This is a genomic window from Stutzerimonas stutzeri (genome assembly GCF_000590475.1).
Lineage (GTDB): Bacteria > Pseudomonadota > Gammaproteobacteria > Pseudomonadales > Pseudomonadaceae > Stutzerimonas > Stutzerimonas stutzeri_D.
Genome location: NZ_CP007441.1, coordinates 3,831,972 through 3,848,634, shown reverse-complemented (window position 1 = coordinate 3,848,634; position 16,663 = coordinate 3,831,972). Strand labels below are relative to the sequence as shown.

12 protein-coding genes and 3 tRNA genes are annotated in these 16,663 nt (G+C 60.8%); 7 read left to right on the top strand and 8 right to left on the bottom strand.

Going from position 1 to position 16,663, the window contains the following annotated elements; all coding sequences use genetic code 11:
- Nucleotides 1-15: 15 nt before the first annotated feature.
- Nucleotides 16-1,629, bottom strand: coding sequence for a response regulator (locus tag CH92_RS17525; RefSeq protein WP_025243067.1), 1,614 nt, complete (start codon nt 1,627-1,629; stop codon nt 16-18).
- A 215-nt stretch (nt 1,630-1,844) separates the two neighbouring features.
- Between CH92_RS17525 and CH92_RS17520 the strand changes: the two genes are divergently transcribed.
- Nucleotides 1,845-2,900 (top strand): DUF2333 family protein, encoded by a 1,056-nt coding sequence (locus CH92_RS17520; RefSeq protein WP_025243066.1) that lies wholly within the window; start codon nt 1,845-1,847, stop codon nt 2,898-2,900.
- Nucleotides 2,901-2,936: 36 nt separating this feature from the next.
- Here the strand turns inward: CH92_RS17520 and CH92_RS17515 are convergent, their stop codons facing one another.
- The 4 genes from CH92_RS17515 to CH92_RS17500 all read right to left on the bottom strand — a co-directional run bounded on the left by CH92_RS17515 (nt 2,937) and on the right by CH92_RS17500 (nt 7,307).
- On the bottom strand, nt 2,937-4,277 hold the full coding sequence (locus tag CH92_RS17515; RefSeq protein ID WP_025243065.1) for a sigma-54-dependent transcriptional regulator: 1,341 nt from the start codon (nt 4,275-4,277) through the stop codon (nt 2,937-2,939).
- Between the two features lie 114 nt (nt 4,278-4,391).
- Nucleotides 4,392-5,984, bottom strand: a complete 1,593-nt coding sequence (locus CH92_RS17510; RefSeq protein WP_025243064.1) for a sensor histidine kinase — start codon at nt 5,982-5,984, stop codon at nt 4,392-4,394.
- Complete coding sequence (locus tag CH92_RS17505) at nt 5,974-6,210, bottom strand: PP0621 family protein (protein WP_025243063.1); 237 nt, start codon at nt 6,208-6,210, stop codon at nt 5,974-5,976. The genes CH92_RS17510 and CH92_RS17505 overlap by 11 nt, the downstream gene beginning before the upstream one ends.
- Nucleotides 6,211-6,305: 95 nt before the next feature.
- Entirely contained in the window at nt 6,306-7,307 is a 1,002-nt protein-coding gene (locus CH92_RS17500; RefSeq protein ID WP_025243062.1) for an outer membrane protein assembly factor BamD, read from the bottom strand.
- A 275-nt stretch (nt 7,308-7,582) separates the two neighbouring features.
- Between CH92_RS17500 and rluD the strand changes: the two genes are divergently transcribed.
- From rluD to CH92_RS17470, 6 genes are all read left to right on the top strand, one after another.
- Entirely contained in the window at nt 7,583-8,557 is a 975-nt protein-coding gene (gene rluD / locus CH92_RS17495) for a 23S rRNA pseudouridine(1911/1915/1917) synthase RluD (RefSeq protein ID WP_025243061.1), read from the top strand.
- A complete protein-coding gene (pgeF, locus tag CH92_RS17490) occupies nt 8,554-9,288 on the top strand; it encodes a peptidoglycan editing factor PgeF (protein WP_025243060.1) in 735 nt (244 codons plus the stop codon). The genes rluD and pgeF overlap by 4 nt, the downstream gene beginning before the upstream one ends.
- Nucleotides 9,289-9,472: 184 nt before the next feature.
- Entirely contained in the window at nt 9,473-12,043 is a 2,571-nt protein-coding gene (gene clpB / locus CH92_RS17485; protein WP_025243059.1) for an ATP-dependent chaperone ClpB, read from the top strand.
- A gap of 183 nt (nt 12,044-12,226) precedes the next feature.
- Nucleotides 12,227-12,302 (top strand) — tRNA-Asn (locus CH92_RS17480).
- A gap of 9 nt (nt 12,303-12,311) precedes the next feature.
- Nucleotides 12,312-12,388: transfer RNA gene (locus CH92_RS17475), tRNA-Pro, on the top strand.
- A 5-nt stretch (nt 12,389-12,393) separates the two neighbouring features.
- Nucleotides 12,394-12,469, top strand: a tRNA-Lys gene (locus CH92_RS17470).
- 154 nt (nt 12,470-12,623) lie between these two features.
- On the opposite strand, the gene CH92_RS17465 is transcribed toward CH92_RS17470, so the two are convergent.
- The 3 genes from CH92_RS17465 to CH92_RS17455 all read right to left on the bottom strand — a co-directional run bounded on the left by CH92_RS17465 (nt 12,624) and on the right by CH92_RS17455 (nt 16,618).
- On the bottom strand, nt 12,624-13,919 hold the full coding sequence (locus tag CH92_RS17465) for an NAD(P)/FAD-dependent oxidoreductase (protein WP_025243058.1): 1,296 nt from the start codon (nt 13,917-13,919) through the stop codon (nt 12,624-12,626).
- Nucleotides 13,920-13,979: 60 nt separating this feature from the next.
- Nucleotides 13,980-14,153 (bottom strand): DUF3094 family protein, encoded by a 174-nt coding sequence (locus tag CH92_RS17460; RefSeq protein ID WP_038623095.1) that lies wholly within the window; start codon nt 14,151-14,153, stop codon nt 13,980-13,982.
- Between the two features lie 164 nt (nt 14,154-14,317).
- Nucleotides 14,318-16,618 (bottom strand): DUF1631 domain-containing protein, encoded by a 2,301-nt coding sequence (locus CH92_RS17455; protein WP_025243057.1) that lies wholly within the window; start codon nt 16,616-16,618, stop codon nt 14,318-14,320.
- Nucleotides 16,619-16,663: the final 45 nt, after the last annotated feature.

The window sequence follows — 16,663 nt, the reverse complement described above, 5'->3', positions numbered from 1 at the left end:
TATGGCTATTTGATGTCATTCGCGTGACAGGGTGAACCGCTCGACTCGATTGCGGCCGCCGTGTTTAGCGCGATAAAGGGCTTCGTCTGCCTGCTGGGTCAGCGCCTTGATGTCGGTATCGGATGTCAGCTCGGCAATGCCACAGCTGAAGCTGCAAGAAAAGTCCACCTGTTGCGCCGGATAGCGTATCTCGGCAAAACGTCGGCGAATCTCGTCGAGCACTTTCACCGCATCTTCCGCCCGAGTATGCGGTAGCACCACCGCGAATTCCTCACCACCATAGCGGCCGATATGATCGGTCTTGCGCAGGCGCTGTTTGAGGAATAAGGCCAGGCTCTTGATGACCCGGTCTCCCATGGGATGCCCATAGCTGTCGTTGACCTTCTTGAAGTGGTCGATATCGATCATCGCGAAGCACAGTGGCTGGCCGTCGCGGCGGGCTCGCGAGCTGGCATCCTCAAGCAGCTGTAAGCTGTGTGTATGGTTGTACAGCCCGGTGAGACTGTCCCGTACGATTCTGGCCTTGAGATGGCGCGCCCGCTCGGCACGGGTTCGCACCGTGGCGATCAAATGGCTGGGCTTGATCGGCTTGGTCAGGAAATCGTCACCCCCTTCGTTCATCGCATCGAGCTGCTTCTCGAGATCGTCTTCCGCCGACAGGTAGATGATCGGCACGCTCACGTAGCGTTCGTGCTGGCGAATCACCTTGGCCAATTCGGTGCCCATGCACTCAGGCATGTACATGTCGAGGATGATCAGGTCGGGTTGAAACTCGGCCAGATAGTTGATGGCCTGAATCGGCTCGTTGAGCGTCTGGGTGATGATCCCCGCATTGTTCAAGACCCTCTCGGTGTGCGTCGCCTGCGCGCGGGAGTCGTCGATGATGAGCACCCGAAAAGGCTCGTAGTGGGCGGTGCGGGTGAAGATTTCTATCTTTTCCAGGAGATTCGAGGCGTCGATGGTGCCGGTAAAAAAATCCAGCCCACCGGCGCGCACGGCGGCCAGCCGCATAGGTGTATCGGTTTCCTGATGGCTGAAGAAGATCAATGGCAGCTTCTCCTCCAGGCCTTGTTGTATACGCTCGGCGAGCTTCAGGCCTTCGCCGGAGCCATTGAAGTCGACATCCATGACCAGCGCCGCGGGATGACGCTCATGCATGGCCGTCAGAAATTCGCTGTCGCTGGTAAACGCCCTGGCGGCCATGCTGAAGAATTCGAGTTGACGGACCACGTGCTTGGCGCGCTCATGATCCTCCAGCGCGATGTAGACGGGTTTACTCAGTGGCGGAACGTAGCCAGATTGCCCGCGCGGATCGCCGTGGCGCAGACCGGTGCGCGCGAGGCGATAGATCAATTGACTGAGGGTGGCGATGGTGTCGCTCGACAAGCGTCCGCGGTTGTCCTTGATATCAGCCAGGCAGCTGTCGATGCCGAGTGCGAGTTGGCGATGCTCGATCTGCTCGAAGCGTTCGGCAAACCGGCGCAAGCGCTGATTGGCGTCAGCAAGCGCGGTCCGGTAGTTGTCGTTCCATTCACCGCGCTGCAGCTGTTGCCAGACTTCGAGCACCTCTCGTGCTTGATGGATGACTCGTTGCGCGAAGTGTTGTTTTAATTCTTCCTGGTCCGACATGTCCGGTTCCCTGGCCCGCTGCGGCAGTGCTTTCAGAGGCCACTATGGTGGCGCCATGCTACCACTGTTGTGGGCGTTGCAAAGGCTCTGGATAAGCGGTCTGGTTCTCATTATGGGGCTTGCTGCGGATGAGCTGCGTTATAGTGGTTCACACGCCGTAACGCTCGCCCTTACCGGCGGTCGAATCTTGAACTCCAAAAGAAGGACAGATGCCCATGTTGGACTGGAAGAACCGCTTTGGCCGCCTCGGCTCGTCGGGAAATACCGCCAGAGCGGAAGGGGCGACACGCAACCCGCTAGTGCTGGCATTCGCCGTGGCGATCGGACTCTACTTGCTGGTTGCGCTGCTGGTGGGCTGGTACTGGAGTTCCGAGCCTGACCGCTTCCCCGTGCAACAGCATGTGCGACAAGCGGCCGACACGTCACAGCGGCAGATCGTCAACGGCTACACCACGGTCGAGACGCTCAGGCGGGTTGCCAGCACTTTGCTGGACAAGCCGGGTGGCTATCTGACCAATGACGTTGCACCTCCCGGCCTGTGGCTGGACAACATGCCCAGCTGGGAATACGGCGTACTGGTACAGGTTCGCGATCTCAGCCGTGCACTACGCAAGGATTTTGCCCGCTCCCAGTCTCAGTCGACCGAAGACGCCGATCTGTCCAAGGCCGAGCCCTTGTTCAATTTCGACAATCGCAGCTGGGCGTTGCCGGCCAGCGAATCGGAATACCGTAACGGCATCCGCTTTCTGGATCGCTATCTGGCGCGTTTGAGCGACCCCGCACCCAAGGCGCAGTTTTATTCACGCGCCGACAATCTCAACAACTGGCTGGGAGATGTAGGAACCCGGTTGGGGTCGCTGTCGCAGCGGCTGTCGGCCAGCGTCGGTCGGGTACGCCTGGATGCCCGTGTTTCACCTGAGTTAGAGCGTGACGGGGTGCAGCAAGTGGTCGAGGAGCAGCGCGTCGAGACGTCCTGGCTGCAGATCGACAACGTGTTCTACGAAGCGCGAGGGCAGGCGTGGGCCTTGTCGCATCTGTTGCGTGCCATCGAAGTGGACTTCGCCGACGTGCTGGCCAAGAAGAACGCGGCGATCAGCGTCAGACAGATCATTCGCGAACTCGAGGCCGCACAGGAGCCGCTCTGGAGTCCGATGGTGCTCAACGGCAGCGGTTATGGTGTGCTGGCCAACCATTCGCTGGTGATGGCGAACTATATCTCGCGGGCGAATGCGGCGATCATCGACCTGCGCAATTTGCTGTCGCAGGGGTAAGGCTCAGGCGGCCCTTTTGGGGCCGCCGCTTGCAGCTCAATCCAGCCCGAGCTTCTTCAAACGATAGCGCATGGATCGGAACGATAGCCCCAGCCGTTGGGCGGCCGCCGTGCGATTCCAGCGAGTTTCTTCCAGTGCCTGCATGATCAGCTTGCGCTCGACCTCCTCGAGGTGGTCTTCGAGATTGTCGATCTGCGCAAGGCTCGCCTCGCCGTTTTCGGCCATGCCCGGCGCGTCGGACAGGCGCAGATCGCTGGGCTTGATTTCCTCGCCTTCACAGAGCGTGTAGGCGCGCTCCAGCATATTTTCCAGCTCGCGCACGTTGCCAGGGAATCGATAATTCTGCAGTTTCGCCAGTGCTTCGGGATGCAGTCGTGCCGCCGTGTCGCCGCATTCCTGGGCGAGGCGACGAAGCATGACCTCGGACAACTGAGCGATGTCTTCGCGACGCTCGCGCAGGGGCGGCACACGTAGTTCGATGACATTCAGACGATAGTACAAATCCTGGCGGAAACGCCCTGCGGCGACTTCGCTGGCCAGATCCTTGTGCGTAGCGCAGAGAATCCGTACATCGACCACGACTTCCTTGGCCCCGCCGACCGAACGCACGGCTTTTTCCTGAATCGCGCGCAGCAACTTCACTTGCATCGGCAGGGGGAGGTCGGCCACTTCATCGAGAAACAGCGTGCCGCCGTTCGCCGCCTGGAACAGACCCGGTTTGTCTTCCATGGCGCCGGTGAAGCTGCCTTTTTTATGCCCGAAGAATTCGCTTTCCATCAGCTCCGACGGGATCGCGCCACAGTTAACCGGAACGAATGGGCGTTCATGACGCGGGCCCTGCTCATGGATCAGTCGTGCCACCAGTTCCTTGCCGCTGCCGGATTCGCCGCTGATATATACCGGGGCCTGGCTGCGCGCCAGTTTGCCGATCTGCTTGCGCAGCACGTTCATCGGGGGCGAGGCGCCGAGCAAGCGACTATCGACCGTCAGCTCGTTGGGGTTCGGATTACGCAGTCGCAGTGCGGTGTTGACCAGCTCGCGTAGCCGGCCGAGATCCACCGGCTTGGTCAGAAAGTCGAAAGCGCCAGCCTTGAGCGCGCCGATGGCGGTGTCGAGGCTGCCATAGGCGGTGATCATTGCCACCGGCAGGTGCGGATACTGTTGCTGAATGAACTGCACCAGCTCCAATCCGCAACCGTCCGGCAGGCGCATGTCGGTCAGGCACAGATCATAATGCTCGCGCGCCAGGCACTCGCGAGCCTCCTTGAGGTTGCGGGCGCTGCGGGTGTCCAGCTTCATGCGTCCCAGGGTGATCTCCAGGAGCTCCCGGATATCGGGTTCGTCATCGATGATCAGCGCTTTCTGGCGGGCAGTCATGGTCTCGGTCTTTTTTTAACTGACGGTGGCGCAGGGTCCGCAATGTTAACGCTACGGTGCGAGCTTTGTACCGCGACCGTGGCTGATTGTGACCTGTTGCGTGCTTGGCAGGCCTCAGCTCAGCTTACGCGGATGCGCGAAAACGATGCGAAAACAGCTGCCGCCTTCATCTCGTTCACGGTAGTCCAGACGGGCTTGATTGCTTTCGCAAAGCTCTCGGGAAATATATAGGCCCAAGCCCGTGCCCTTGTTCTCTGTCGTGAAGAACGGCTCGAAAATATTCTGCACCTGCTCGGGCGGCACGCCCGGACCATCGTCGAGGACTTCGAGCGTCGGCAAATCGCTGGTCTCATCGCGGAATACCTGCAGCCAAACCTGCGCTTGGCCATGTTTCTGGCCACTGTAGCGCAGGCCGTTCTGTACCAGATTGGTCAGCACCTGGATCAGCTGGTTTGGGTCCATGCGGGTTTGTAGCAAACTGCCTCGGGTTTCCACATGTATGCGCTGGCCAGGCGGCAGTGACTCACGAAATTCACTGGCGAATCGATGTACCCAGTATTTCAGGTCCAGCAACTGCGGCTCGGCCTGTCGCCGGCGTGACAGCTGAAGCACATTCTCGATGACCAGGTTCATACGTCGCGAATGGTCCTGAATGATCTGCGTCAGCCGCAGGTCCCCGGCATCCAGCACTTCGGATTCCTGTAGCAGCTGCGCTGCATGGCTGATCGCGCCGAGCGGATTGCGAATCTCATGGGCGATGCTGGCGGTTAATCGACCGAGCGAGGCGAGCTTGAGCTGCTGGGCCTTCTGTGCGATTTGCGAAGTGTCTTCAAGAAAAACCAAGGTGTCCTGCTTCACGCCATGCTGCAGAGCGGCGAAGCTTGGCTGCAGTGTGGCGCCGTCGGGGGTTGCCTTGAAGCTGCGCGGGCGCAGGGTGGGGTTGTCGCGCCATTGCTGAAGCGCTCTGATCAGCTCGGGGCAGCGAGGGGCTAGGCGTTCGCCGGTCAATGATTGTTGAGCGAGCAGCTCCAGCGCACCTTGGTTGGCAAGCAGCACGCGTTCCTGCGGATCGAGGACGATGATCCCGGTGCGCATACGTTGCAGGATCTGGGCATTCAGCGCTTCGAGATTGGCGACTTCCTCGGCGCGTTGGCGGGCAAGCGTTTCGCTGACCTGCAGCCGTCGGGTCAGGCCTTGCACCAGCAGCGCGGCGGCAAAGCATAGTGTGCCCAGCGCAGCGGCCTGGACGTACTGACTGCTGGCCGCGGTGTCGCTGACGCTGAGGTAGAACGTCAGGTAGATGAGGCCGGTCGCGGCAACTGCGGCGATGAAAAAGCCAATGCGCCCGTGCAGCAGAATGTTAGCGATGGCGACGGCGACAATCAGCAGGTTGCCAATCCCGCTGGGTGTGCCACCGGCGAAATAGAACAACGCCGCGAGCAGGGTGACGTCCAGCAGCGCGAGCGCCAGAACCGGTAGCTCCCGCTTCGGGTTCTGCAGCAGCACGGCGAAAAGGATGTTGAGAATCAGATAGAGCCAGGCGCCGTGGTGAAACGCCGCCGGGTTGATCATGCGCATCAGGTCGTTGTGCAGGTCGCTGCTGATGAGCAGGACCAACACGAGGCCGATTGCGACGCGATAAAGATGGTAGAGCCGAAGGATTCGCCGGCCCTGGAGGCCGAGAAATGTCAGGCGCTCAGTTCCCACCCGAATGACGGTCCTGTTCCAGATGGGCCTGACTGCAATACCACCGCTCATGGCTCTGCAGCGCCTGTTCACGCGGCAGATGCACACCGCACTGCGCGCAGCGAACCGTCATCACGGTAGTCTCTTGCGGTTTACGGGTTGTAGTGGGCTTGCTTGTCAGTCGACGCCAGAGCCAGAACGCTGCGGCAATCAGAACGATCCAGAACAACAGGCGAAACAGACCCATATTTCTACTTCCTGGCAAAGCCATGCGGGCCTGCCGGTCTGGCAGGCTCCGTGCGAGGTGGAGCGCTCTGGTCGATGATTCAGAGGCGGGTTGTCTCAGTCGAACAGGCCGAAGGTCAGGTAGCTCCACCAAGAGCGGCCTTCGCCTTGTTGCTCGTTCTCCGCTTCGGCGTCCCTCAATACCGGACGCAGTTCATCCGGAAGGTCCTGGGCGGCGTTCTCATACTGCCGTACCACGTCGCGGTTGGATTGCGAGCTGTCCGGTGCCTTGTTTTCCGTTTCGATCAGGCCGAGGGTGGCGCGGGATAACCAGCTCCGATTGTCGGCTTCCTGCTGGCGAGGCACGAACTCGCCGTCTTCCAGGCTTGGGTGGTCCGGGTAGTTGAGCTTTAGCGTTTCCAGGCTGGTGTTGGCGAGTTCGTCGAGCCCCAGGCGCTGGTAGGCTTCGGTCATGACCGCCAGGCCATCGCCGACCGCGGGGGTGCCCTGGAAGTTTTCTACGATGTAGCGCCCGCGATTGGCAGCGGCGACATAAGCCTGGCGGCGCAGGTAATAGTCGGCGACATGGATCTCGTTCGCCGCCAGCAGGTTGCGCAGATAGACCATCCGTGCCTTGGCGTCCGGCGCGTAGCGGCTGTTCGGAAAGCGTGTAGTCAGCTGGGCGAATTCGTTGAACGAGTCGCGAGCGGCGCCTGGGTCACGCTTGGTCATGTCCAGTGGCAGAAAGCGTGCAAGCAGCCCACGATCCTGGTCGAAGGAGGCCAGCCCTTTCAGGTAATAGGCGTAGTCGACACTAGGATGCTGCGGATGCAGGCGGATGAAGCGCTCGGCAGAGGAGCGGGCGGCTTCGGGCTCGGTGTTGCGGTAGTAGGCGTAGATCAGCTCCAGCTGCGCCTGCTCGGCGAAGCGGCCGAAGGGATAACGGGATTCCAGAGTCTTCAGTTTGTTGATGGCGCTGGTGTAGCTCTTGTTGTCCAGGTCGGTCTGCGCCTGACGGTAGAGTTCCGCTTCGCCGAGGTTTTCGCTAATGATGTCGTTGGACGAACAGGCAGCGGTAAGGGCGAAAATGGCGATCAGCAGCAGGTGTTTCACTCGCATGGCGGCTTGCGTCCCTGTGACGGCTGGCTGTCTCGCGCGGAGCCGTCCTGTTATGATGGGCGCCCCGGCTGGCCGGGACAAAGACGCCGTATTTAAACACAAGCGTGTTCTCGAAACCAAAGCCCGACCTATGTCTCCGTCGAAGGGATACCTTGGCGGGTGGCCCAACCATACGACATGCCAGTCGACCCAGGCAGCGCGACACTTGTTGCGCACAGTTGCCTTTCTCATCGAACCGCATTTTTGCCTCCCTCAATTATGAAGCGCCCCTAATTATGTCCACGATCTCCACTCAGGCCATTCATCTTCGCGCCGAGGTGCCGTTCGCCCTCGGCGGGCAGCGCCTCGATCAGGTCGCGGCTCAGCTGTTTTCCGAGCACTCCCGTTCACGCCTCGCTGCGTGGATAAAGGATGGGCAGCTTACGGTCGACGGCGCTGCGTTGCGTCCGCGTGACACGGTGCATGCCGGTGCCGTTCTGGAACTCTCGGCTGAACAGCAGGCACAGGGCGAGTGGGTGGCGCAGGACATCCCACTGGATATCCTCTTCGAGGACGAGCACATCCTCGTATTGAACAAGCCGTCCGGTCTAGTGGTGCATCCGGCGGCCGGGCACGCCGACGGTACGTTGCTCAACGCACTGTTGCATCACGTGCCGGACATCATCAATGTGCCGCGCGCCGGTATCGTGCATCGGCTGGACAAGGACACCACCGGCCTGATGGTGGTTGCCAAGACGCTGCAGGCGCAAACGCGGCTGGTCGAGCAGTTGCAGGCGCGCAGCGTCAGTCGCATCTACGAGGCCATCGTCATCGGCGTGATCATCACTGGTGGCACTGTCGATGCACCGATCGGGCGCCATGGCCAGCAGCGCCAGCGCATGGCCGTGGTCGAAGGTGGCAAGCCCGCTGTCAGCCACTACCGCGTGCTTGAGCGCTTCCGTTCGCATACGCACGTCAGGGTCAAGCTGGAGACCGGCCGCACGCACCAAATCCGCGTGCACATGACGCATATCGGTTATCCGCTGGTGGGCGACCCGCTATATAGCGGGCGCTTCCGAATTCCACCGGCGGCCAATCCGACCATGGTGCAAACGCTGCGCGACTTTCCACGCCAGGCGCTGCACGCGCGCTTCCTAGAGTTGGACCACCCGGTCACTGGCCAGCGGCTGAAGTGGGGGTCGCCACTGCCGGACGATTTCGTCTGGTTGCTGACACTGTTGCAGCAGGATCGCGAGGCATTCGTCGGGTGAGCGACCGGCCAGCCGACTGGATCTGCCCCGAGTGGCCGGCGCCTGCTCGCGTGCGGGCGTGCGTCACCACTCGTAGCGGTGGGGTGAGCCTGGCGCCTTTCGATAGCTTCAACCTGGGCGACCATGTGGGCGACGCCGTGGATGCGGTAGCTGCCAATCGGCTGGATTTGCGGCGCGTGCTCGGTTGCGAGCCGGCCTGGATGAGTCAGGTTCATTCGAATATTGCAGTCGAAGCCTATCCGCGGAGTTGTCCCACCGCCGATGCCATTTGGACGGGCGCGCCGGGCATCGCTTGCGCCGTCCTGACCGCCGACTGTCTGCCGGTGCTTTTTTGTGATCTTGTCGGGACCCGAGTCGCGGCCGCGCATGCGGGATGGCGCGGGCTGGCCGCGGGAATACTCGAGGCTACCGTGGCATCCATGGGTGTTCCTGGCACGCAGTTAATGGCCTGGCTCGGCCCGGCGATCGGGCCCGATGCCTTCGAGGTTGGCGCCGAGGTGCGCGAGGCGTTCGTATCACGACATGCCGCCGCAGCCGAAGCCTTTGCCCTCAGCCGCAACGCCGGCCGCTACATGGCCGACATCTACCAGCTGGCCAGCATTCGCCTGGCTGACTGCGGCGTCACGGCGGTATTCGGTGGCGGCTTCTGCACGGTCAGTGACCCGCGTTTCTATTCCTATCGTCGTGCCGCTCGCACCGGTCGCTTCGCCAGCTTGATCTGGCTCGACTGAGCGTCGAAGCTGTCTCGATCTTTCCGCCGGGTCGCCGGCAGCACCGTGGTAATCCCCGAGATGACCTGCGTCAATGCCATCCGGCTTGAATCTCCAATAATCAACCTTATCTAAGTTCCATCTCGCAGGCTTTTGCCGAGGTGCGATTGAGTGCGCCGGCCTGCCTAACCAGAAAGGTGATTACATGCGTATCGATCGTCTGACCAGCAAGTTGCAACTTGCGCTCTCCGACGCCCAATCCATCGCGGTCGGCCTCGACCATCCATCTATCGAACCGTTGCACTTGATGCAGGCGCTGCTCGATCAGCAGGGTGGCTCGATCCGGCCGCTGTTGATGCAGGTGGGTTTCGACATCAACGGCTTGCGCCAGGCACTAACCAAGGAACTGGACCAGCTGCCTAAACTGCAGAATCCGACCGGCGACATGAACATGTCGCAGGATCTGGCGCGCCTGTTGAACCAGGCAGACCGGCTGGCACAGCAGAAGGGCGACCAGTACATCTCCAGCGAGCTGGTGCTGCTCGCCGCGTTGGACAGCAACACTCGGCTGGGCAAGCTCTTGCTGGCCCAGGGCGTAAGCAAGAAAGCGCTGGAGAATGCCATCAGCAATCTGCGCGGTGGCGATGCAGTCAACGATCCCAACGCCGAGGAGTCGCGGCAGGCGCTGGATAAATACACCGTTGATATGACCAAGCGCGCAGAGGACGGCAAGCTCGATCCGGTGATCGGTCGCGATGATGAAATCCGCCGAACCATTCAGGTGCTGCAGCGGCGTACCAAGAACAACCCCGTGCTGATCGGTGAGCCCGGCGTGGGCAAGACCGCCATCGTCGAGGGGCTGGCCCAGCGCATCGTCAACGGTGAAGTGCCGGACGGGCTTAAGGACAAGCGCTTGTTGGCGCTTGACATGGGCTCGCTGATCGCCGGTGCCAAGTTCCGTGGCGAGTTCGAGGAGCGTCTCAAGGCCGTCCTCAATGAGCTGTCGAAGCAAGAGGGGCGTGTCATCCTGTTTATCGACGAGCTGCACACCATGGTCGGTGCCGGCAAGGCCGAAGGTGCCATGGACGCAGGGAACATGCTCAAGCCGGCTCTGGCCCGAGGCGAGCTGCATTGTGTCGGCGCAACCACGCTCGATGAGTATCGCCAGTACATCGAAAAGGATGCGGCGCTGGAGCGGCGTTTCCAGCGCGTGCAGGTCGATGAACCGAGCGAGGAAGACACCATCGCCATTCTGCGTGGCCTGAAAGAGCGCTACGAAGTGCACCACGGCGTGTCAATCACCGACGGCGCGATCATCGCCGCGGCGAAACTATCGCATCGCTACATCACCGACCGGCAGCTGCCGGACAAGGCCATCGATCTGATCGACGAGGCGGCCAGCCGCATTCGCATGGAGATTGACTCCAAGCCGGAGGAGCTCGATCGCCTCGACAGGCGCCTGATTCAGCTAAAGATCGAACGTGAGGCGCTGAAGAACGAAGACGACGAGGCGACCAAGAAGCGCTTGGCCAAGCTCGACGAGGAGATCGTCAAGCTGGAGCGCGAATATGCCGATCTCGAGGAGATCTGGAAGTCGGAAAAGGCCGAAGTGCAGGGCTCGGCTCAGATGCAGCAGAAGATCGAGCAGGCCAAGGTCGACCTCGAGGCTGCGCGGCGCAAGGGCGACCTGTCGCGTATGGCCGAGTTGCAGTACGGCATCATTCCCGATCTGGAACGCAGCCTGCAGATGGTCGACCAGCACGGCAAGACGGAGAATCAGCTGTTGCGCAACAAGGTGACCGACGAGGAAATCGCCGAAGTCGTGTCCAAGTGGACCGGCATTCCAGTGTCGAAAATGCTCGAGGGCGAGCGCGAGAAGCTGTTGAAGATGGAAGACCTGCTGCATCAGCGCGTGATCGGGCAGCATGAGGCGGTCGTTTCGGTCGCCAATGCGGTGCGTCGTTCGCGTGCCGGGCTGGCTGATCCGAATCGCCCCAGCGGTTCCTTCCTGTTCCTCGGCCCGACCGGGGTGGGCAAGACCGAACTGTGCAAGGCGCTGGCAGAGTTCCTCTTCGATACCGAGGAGGCGATGATCCGCATCGACATGTCCGAGTTCATGGAAAAGCATTCGGTGGCGCGTCTGATCGGGGCGCCACCGGGCTACGTGGGCTACGAGGAGGGCGGATACCTGACCGAGGCGGTGCGCCGCAAGCCTTACTCGGTGGTGCTGCTGGACGAGGTCGAGAAAGCCCACTCGGATGTGTTCAACATTCTGCTGCAAGTGCTCGAAGACGGTCGCCTGACTGATAGTCATGGGCGCACGGTGGACTTCCGCAACACTGTGATCGTGATGACGTCTAACCTGGGTTCGAGCCAGATCCAGGAGTTGGTGGGGGATCCAGATGCCCAGCGCGCGGCGGTCATGGACGCGGTCAGCAGCCATTTCCGGCCGGAATTCATCAACCGGATCGATGAGGTGGTGGTATTTGATCCTCTGGCACGTGAGCAAATTGCGGGCATCGCTCAGATCCAGCTAGGCCGTCTGCGGCAGCGTCTGGCAGAGCGTGAGCTCAGCTTGGAACTCAGCGACGAAGCCTTAGACAAGTTGGTCGCGGTGGGCTACGACCCGGTCTATGGTGCGCGGCCTCTGAAACGGGCCATTCAGCGCTGGATCGAGAACCCGCTGGCGCAGAACATACTGTCCGGTGCCTTCGAGCCGGGTTTCGCCATTGTCGGCAAGGTGGAGGGCGACGAGATACATTTCGCCAAGGCCTGAGTCGGGCTGGCAGAGTCGTCCGCGCGGGGCGGCTCTGCCGACGCTCCGGTGTCGCTCGCAACGCATTGTAGTAAATCGCATTTTTTCTGTTGACAGGCGCGTCGAGAACCGTAAAATGGCGCGCCTCTGAAGGGGGTTTGCAAGGCGGTACGGCAAGCCACTTGAAGAGCTGGAAGTGATAGTTCCGCGATAGCTCAGTCGGTAGAGCAAATGACTGTTAATCATTGGGTCCCAGGTTCGAGTCCTGGTCGCGGAGCCAATTTCCAATCGGGGTATAGCGCAGTCCGGTAGCGCGCCTGCTTTGGGAGCAGGATGTCGGGAGTTCGAATCCCCCTACCCCGACCAATTTTGGGTCGTTAGCTCAGTTGGTAGAGCAGTTGGCTTTTAACCAATTGGTCGTAGGTTCGAATCCTACACGACCCACCAAACTGCCTGAGCAAGGCTGAAGAAACCGGAAGATTCCGAGCGAATCTTCCGGTTTTTTATTGCCTGTCGTTTATGCCAGCCTTTGCTGATGTCTCCTGCTTCCGGTTCGCGCGTCGCCGCCCCCTGCACGGGGAGGCGACGACGTGGCTATCCGTCAGTGCAGCTTGAGGCGGGGTACCGTGCTGGTGCTGAGCTTGTCGCCGATCATCATCAGCCCCGTACGAGCGACTCCATACAGCGCGATTTGGTGCATCCGGTACAACGAAACATAGAACATTCTCGCCAGCCAGCCCTCTAGCATGACATTGCCAGTAAGGTTGCCCATCAGATTGCCGACCGCGGAGAAGCTCGACAGGGAGATCAGGGAGCCGTAGTCGCGGTAACGATAATTAGGCAGGCTTTCGCCTTGGAGTCGTCGAGCGAGCGATTTGGCGAGCAGGGAGGCCTGCTGATGCGCCGCCTGCGCCCGCGGCGGTACGTTGCGGTCACTGTCCGGTTGTGGGCAGGCCGCGCAGTCGCCGAAGGCGAATATGTTCTCGTCTCGAGTGGTCTGCAGGGTTGGCAACACCTGCAGCTGATTGATTCGGTTGGTTTCCAGACCATCTATTTCGTGCAGGAAATGCGGTGCTCTGATCCCGGCCGCCCATACCTTCAGCGTGGCGGGTACGAAGTCGCCATTGGTGGTGTGCAATCCTTCGTCCGTCACCTCGCTGACTGCGGCGTCGGTGAGTACGCTCACGCCCAGGTCAAGGAGCGTCTGAGTCACCGGCTGGCTGATGCGCTCCGGTAGCGCTGGCAGAACCCGCGGGCCGGCTTCTATGAGCGTGATGTGGACGTTTTCCGGCTTGATGCCGCCTAGGCCATAGGCGGCGAGTTCGCGTGCGGCGTGGTGCAGTTCTGCTGCCAGCTCGACGCCGGTAGCACCGGCGCCCACGATGGCCATGTTGATGGTGCCGTGGTAGCCCTCGCTGGCGTGCGCGCGCATGTAGCGGCTGAGCAACTGGCGGTGAAAGCGTTCAGCCTGCTCCCGCGTGTCGAGGAAAATGCAGTGCTCGGCGGCGCCCTTGGTGCCGAAGTCGTTGGTGGTGCTGCCGACCGCGATCACCAGGGTGTCATAACTGAGCGTGCGAGCCGGTACCAGCTCGACGCCGTGTTCGTCGAACGAGGCGGCGAGGTGTACGCATTTCCGTTCCCGGGCCAGACCGCTCATGCGGCCCATCTGGAACTCGAAGTGGTTCCACTTCGCCTGGGCGACATAGTTGAGCTCATCGGCTGACGAGTTCAGCGAGCCGGCGGCCACCTCATGCAATAAAGGTTTCCAGATGTGCGTCAGGTTGGCGTCGATCAGCGTGATGCGGGCCTTGCCGCGCTTGCCCAGGGTTCTACCCAGGCGGGTGGCAAGTTCCAGGCCGCCGGCGCCGCCGCCGACGATTACGATGCGATGTGTCATGGAATGAACTCATAAGGCTTTGCGGAATTCGGTCGAGCAGCTGGGTGAGGGATGAATTACTCATAACACCAGGTGGCTCAGGAAGCGGCTCAACAGGCCTAGGCCGACGACCACGACCAATACCAGCACTAGAAGCAGCCATGGCCGAAAGGGCCGGCGCTCAACTTGGTGCTGCGGCGCATTGAGGTACTGGTCAACAAGTTTCTGGTCTTCGGGATTCAGGCGGCTGGGCATACGCACCTCGAAGGAAGGATGCAGGCATTCTAACGGTGCGACGGTAAAAGCCAAGCGCGATGGCTGAGCGGCCGGGGCTTCGGTGGGGTGGCAATGCGATGTGGGGCGGGATTGCTGGTGGGAGCGGCACGGCATACAGGCTGCTTCCTGTATGCCGTGCGGGTCTAGCGACCGTTGCTTTTCAGGCTGCGGAGGTTGCCAATCACTGACTCCAACGCACGGTCGAAGAGCAGGGCATCGTTGAGCAGGCGTATCGCGTTGCGACGGAATTCGATGGCTAGTCCCATACGGGTCTTTTCCAGGACTTTCATGCCGGTGCGGTTGACGAAGATGTATTTGCCCGTGGGTTTGATCACGGCGGCCAGCTTGCAGCGAAGCTTGTGATCCTCGTCTTCCTGGAATTCGACCCAGCTGCCGACTCGCAGATTGTCAACCTGCGTCAATGCTTCGTCGTTGTCGGCCAGATTGACTTCGGGCTCCTGCTCGCGGCTTTCGCCGGGAGCCAACAAGACGATTTCCTCGTTAACCTCGACCATTGGGGGAAAGGCGGTGCTTTCCTCGGTATGGTCTTCGCGGGGAGGCAGTTCCATTTTCTGCTCGGTGAAGAGCTTGTCGTTCGCGCCCGTATGGTTGGCCGGGATTGCGTGAGCCGGTTCAATGGGCGGGTTGAGTTGTTGCAGTGTCTGCACGTGCAACGCTTCGAGCCGAGTGAAGAAGTCGCTGGTGGAGAAGGGGTCGAACGCCGCGCTAGCCAAGCCCTCGCGGAGATTTTTCAGCAGGCTCGGCACAAGTTCCAGTAGTTGCGCGCGAGCTTCGGCGTCTTCGTGCGGCGTCACGCTCCAGATCAGATCATCCATAGTGGCAAGGGCGGCTTGCCACTGTTCTGACTGGGTGCCGTGCTTGAGGCAGGTCAACAGCAGGACCTTGCTCCATGCCTCTTGGAGCAATCGGACCACGACCTCGGGAAGCGTTTTCCCCAGCAGGCGCTGATTGAGCGCGTGCTCAACCTCTTTGCGCGCCATCTCGGCTTTGGCACGCCCTTCTTCGGCATCCCGTGTGCGCTGCTCGAGCAGTTCGCTGCGACGGCGCTCATCGCCGGTGAAGGCGAGGAAGTCGGCAAGCAATTCGGAAAAGATTGCTGGATCGTCGACGAAGTCATTGAGCAGGCGAGACACGACCTGCTCGATCTTCTGGTACAGACTGTCTCGCTGAGACTCGTCCTGATCGACCCAGCCCATGGCGGCCGAGGCAATTTCGTTGAGCAGGCGGCGGGCCGGATGGCTGCCACGGCTGAAGAATGTCTTGTCGAGAACGGCGACTTTCAGCACCGGGATCTGTAGGCGCCCGATCAGCGCTTTGAGTGAGTCGGGCAGGGTGCGATCGTCAAGTATGAACTCGAACAGCATCGACACCAGGTTTATGACGTCCTCGTCGACTTCACCGACTACACGTGATTTTCCGCTCTTGGCGCTGACTCGATGCAAAAGCTGCTCGAGCTGGCCCTGCAGATCGTATTCGACTACCTGCTGAGGTGCGCGTGACTGAAGGTGCGAGAGCAGCCGCATCAGGTCGTTGCTGGAGATCGGGACGGCATCGCTGGGAAGGTTGCGGGCTGGCAGCGCGCTTCCACGCAGCTCTGAAAGCAGGGCCTGCAGAGTGCCAAATGCTTCGTGAGCACCGTCATCGCTGAATGCAGGTGCTTCGCTGAAGCCTGTGCCGGAACGCGGTGCGCTGCTTCCAGATGCGCCTGGACGACTAGGCGAGCGGCGCGGTTGGGCGGATTGCAGCTCCGGCAAAATGCCCGCTGCCACCAGTGTCTGGTTCGATTCGGCATATAGCTGGTCAAGGTCCGTCAGCACGTAGCGTTCGAACAGTTTGAGAATGATCAGCTTGACCTTGATTTCGACGCCCAGGCTGCGGCAGGCCTCGAGAAAATATTCACACAGCTGTTGGGGGCCGAGCGGGTTGTTCTTGTCGTCCAGTTTTTTGCTGACCAGCACATTAATGCGGGTGGTGAGGTGGCTGAGCGACTGACTGGCGCGGCTTATAACCTTGGCGACCATGGTATCGATCGCGACCGACTCTTCCAGTTCGTCGTTCTGCACCAGCGCCAGGCTTTCAAAGGATGCTTCCGACTGTGCCGGTTTACCAATTTCGTACTGATTGAGTTTGGCGAAGGACTCGAAAACCTGTTGCAGGAAGCTGCGCTCGATACCGCGACGCTTCATGCGCAAGTCGCGCATGGCTTCGAAGAACGCATTCTGCTCAGCATTGCTGGTAGCGCGATCGGCAATTTCGAAGAGTGAGTCGTCGGCGTTATCGAACAGCGTCTGCAATGCCAGCCGCAGCTGCTGGGCTGCTTTGTCGCGCACGCTGATGAGCGCGACAGGTAGTCTACCTGCCGGCGAGGTCGGCTTTTGCTCAGGGGCGGCCTTCAGGTGCACCACTTTCGCATCGGTTCGCATTGAGACTCTCCGGTCGCCTGTGATTCAGACGCTCAACACCGTGTA

Bases quoted from the DNA above. Each gene is read 5' to 3' on its own strand.
- CH92_RS17525 (WP_025243067.1), bottom strand. From the start codon at position 1,629: ATGTCGGACCAGGAAGAATTAAAACAACACTTCGCGCAACGAGTCATC.
- CH92_RS17520 (WP_025243066.1), top strand. From the start codon at position 1,845: ATGTTGGACTGGAAGAACCGCTTTGGCCGCCTCGGCTCGTCGGGAAAT.
- CH92_RS17515 (WP_025243065.1), bottom strand. From the start codon at position 4,277: ATGACTGCCCGCCAGAAAGCGCTGATCATCGATGACGAACCCGATATC.
- CH92_RS17505 (WP_025243063.1), bottom strand. From the start codon at position 6,210: ATGGGTCTGTTTCGCCTGTTGTTCTGGATCGTTCTGATTGCCGCAGCG.
- CH92_RS17500 (WP_025243062.1), bottom strand. From the start codon at position 7,307: ATGCGAGTGAAACACCTGCTGCTGATCGCCATTTTCGCCCTTACCGCT.
- rluD (WP_025243061.1), top strand. From the start codon at position 7,583: ATGTCCACGATCTCCACTCAGGCCATTCATCTTCGCGCCGAGGTGCCG.
- clpB (WP_025243059.1), top strand. From the start codon at position 9,473: ATGCGTATCGATCGTCTGACCAGCAAGTTGCAACTTGCGCTCTCCGAC.
- CH92_RS17465 (WP_025243058.1), bottom strand. From the start codon at position 13,919: ATGACACATCGCATCGTAATCGTCGGCGGCGGCGCCGGCGGCCTGGAA.
- CH92_RS17460 (WP_038623095.1), bottom strand. From the start codon at position 14,153: ATGCCCAGCCGCCTGAATCCCGAAGACCAGAAACTTGTTGACCAGTAC.
- CH92_RS17455 (WP_025243057.1), bottom strand. From the start codon at position 16,618: ATGCGAACCGATGCGAAAGTGGTGCACCTGAAGGCCGCCCCTGAGCAA.